The following is a 2,271-nucleotide window of genomic DNA, read 5'->3' on the forward strand; positions in this document are numbered from 1 at the left end:
AAGCCGCGCAATCTCGGCCGTACCGCAACCGGCGGACACCTCGCTGCACCGATCGCACGCGATTTCATGAAGATCGCGCTCGCCGACAAGCCGGCCACCCCGTTCTCTCCCCCTCCCGGTATCAAGCTGGTTCGCGTCGACGCCAAGACCGGCATGCGCGCCGGTCCCGGCGACACCGGCAAGACCATCCTCGAAGCTTTCAAGCCCGGTACCGCGCCGCCCGACAATTATTCGGTGATCGGTGTGGCGGATCCGGATGGTCGTCAGCCGCAACCGCTTCCTGACGCCGACCGCAGCCTGTTCCGGCCCGGAACGGGTGGGCTTTACTAGAGCATGATCGCGGAGGTGGAAGCCGGCTTTCGGATAGGATCACGCTCGATCGATGCGATTGCGCTTTGCAGCCTTCGCGGCTAAATCACCTGCCATTGTTGAACGACGGCGCGAGCCGCAGATTAGAGAAGCCATGCGTGCTGAAATCGAAAGACTTGTTGAAGAGATCAAGCAGTCGGTCGGGCTGCTGAGGAGGCATCTTTGACGTCGACACCTCGACCGCGCGTCTGGCGGAATTAAACAAGCTCGCCGAGGATCCAGATCTCTGGAACGATCCCCAGAAGGCACAGAAATTGATGCAGGAGCGGACCTCGCTGGAGGATTCGCTGACCGGTATCGGCAAGGTCGAGGGCGAACTCGAGGACCAGATCGGCATGATCGAACTCGGCGAGGCCGAGAAAGATCAGGCCGTCGTCGACGAAGCTGAAGCCGCCCTGAAGGCTCTCAAAAAGGAGGTCGGGCGCCGTGAACTCGAGGCGCTGCTCTCGGGAGAGGCGGATCGCTTCAACACCTACCTTGAGGTTCATGCCGGCGCCGGAGGCACCGAAAGCCAGGACTGGGCCTCGATGCTATTGCGCATGTATACGCGCTGGGCGGAGAATCACGGTTTCAAGATCGAGTATCTGGAAGAAACGCCCGGCGAAGAAGCCGGCATCAAGTCTGCGACGATTCAGGTCAGCGGCCACAACGCCTATGGTTGGCTCAAGACCGAGGCGGGTGTGCACCGTCTCGTCAGAATTTCGCCGTTTGATTCCAACGCACGTCGCCATACGTCATTTTCCAGCGTGGCGATCTTTCCGGTGGTGGACGACAGCATCAAGATCGACATCAAGGAATCCGACGTTCGCACCGATACCATGCGCTCCGGCGGCGCCGGAGGACAGCACGTCAACAAGACCGAATCGGCGGTGCGGCTGACACACATTCCGACCGGCGTCGCAGTCGTTTGTCAGGCCGGGCGTTCGCAGCACAAGAATCGGGCGCAGGCCTGGGATATGTTGCGGGCGAGGCTTTATGAAATCGAGCTCAAGAAACGGGAAGAACAGGCAGCCGTGGATCAGGCGGCCAAGACCGACATCGGCTGGGGCCATCAGATCAGGTCCTACGTCCTGCAACCCTACCAGATGGTGAAGGACCTCCGGACCGGGGTGCAGACATCGGATACGTCCGGCGTGCTCGATGGCGACCTGGATGAATTCATGGCGGCAACGCTGGCGCAGAAAGCCTTCGGCATCTCGCCCGGGGCCGTCGAAGACGTGGATTAGCCGATGTCAGAAGCGGTTTCATCGGGTTGGGACGCCAGGGCGGGAGCATCACCGGGCAAAAATAGTGCGTGGCTCATTATTCCGTTGCCGTCTGAAGTTAAGCCATGGGATGAACGTCTGACCTATCAGATTTTTCAGCACAAAATATAATGAAATCAAATTTTTGACTTCATTTCTTTTAGTTTTTGACGTGCGTGGAGTTCGATCGGGATCATCGAAAAAGAGTAGGGATCTTGAATGAAACGCCGTTGGTCTAATTCGGCCACAGTTGCAGTCCAGTGCAGCAGGTGTGGCCGGGATGCCCCAGCTAGAGAGTTTCGTTCGGGATCGCCCGGAAGGGGTTCCGTCTCGCTTTGACGGCGAATATGCTTGTATGGGGACAAGTTGACTCGAGGGGTCCGGCGCTCAGGCACAGTCTTGGCGCTCGGAAAAGAGATGGAACTCCGCGGATGGGTGGTGTGAGACTGCTGACCGGGACTGCCGTACTGGTTCTAATGACGGCATGGTCGGGGGTGACGACACCGGTCCTCGCCGATACGATCGAGGCCGCGCTAGTGCGCGCCTATCAGACCAATCCCCAGCTCAACGCGCAGCGCGCCTCGGTCCGGGCCACCGACGAAAACGTGCCGCAGGCTCTCTCCGGCTACCGGCCCAAGGTCGCCATAACAGCGAGCGG

Annotated in this window: 2 protein-coding genes and 2 pseudogenes; all 4 read left to right on the forward strand. The window is 59.8% G+C overall.

The window, feature by feature from the left end:
- Positions 1 to 330, forward strand: a pseudogene (locus tag BGN91_RS15135) (penicillin-binding protein); the annotation flags it as partial.
- 52 nt (positions 331 to 382) lie between these two features.
- Entirely contained in the window at positions 383 to 535 is a 153-nt protein-coding gene (locus BGN91_RS15140; RefSeq protein ID WP_292614634.1) for a hypothetical protein, read from the forward strand.
- Positions 464 to 1,595, forward strand: a protein-coding gene (prfB, locus tag BGN91_RS15145) for a peptide chain release factor 2 (protein ID WP_292614526.1) whose coding sequence is annotated in 2 segments (ribosomal slippage) — positions 464 to 532 and positions 534 to 1,595 — 1,131 coding nt in all. Because the reading frame shifts where the segments join, the coding sequence is not laid out codon by codon here. Before BGN91_RS15140 ends, prfB begins: the two co-directional genes overlap by 72 nt.
- Positions 1,596 to 2,044: 449 nt before the next feature.
- Positions 2,045 to 2,271, forward strand: a pseudogene (locus tag BGN91_RS15150) (channel protein TolC); the annotation flags it as partial.

It is taken from the genome of Nitrobacter sp. 62-13 (assembly GCF_001896955.1).
In the GTDB taxonomy this organism is placed as follows: Bacteria; Pseudomonadota; Alphaproteobacteria; order Rhizobiales; family Xanthobacteraceae; genus Nitrobacter.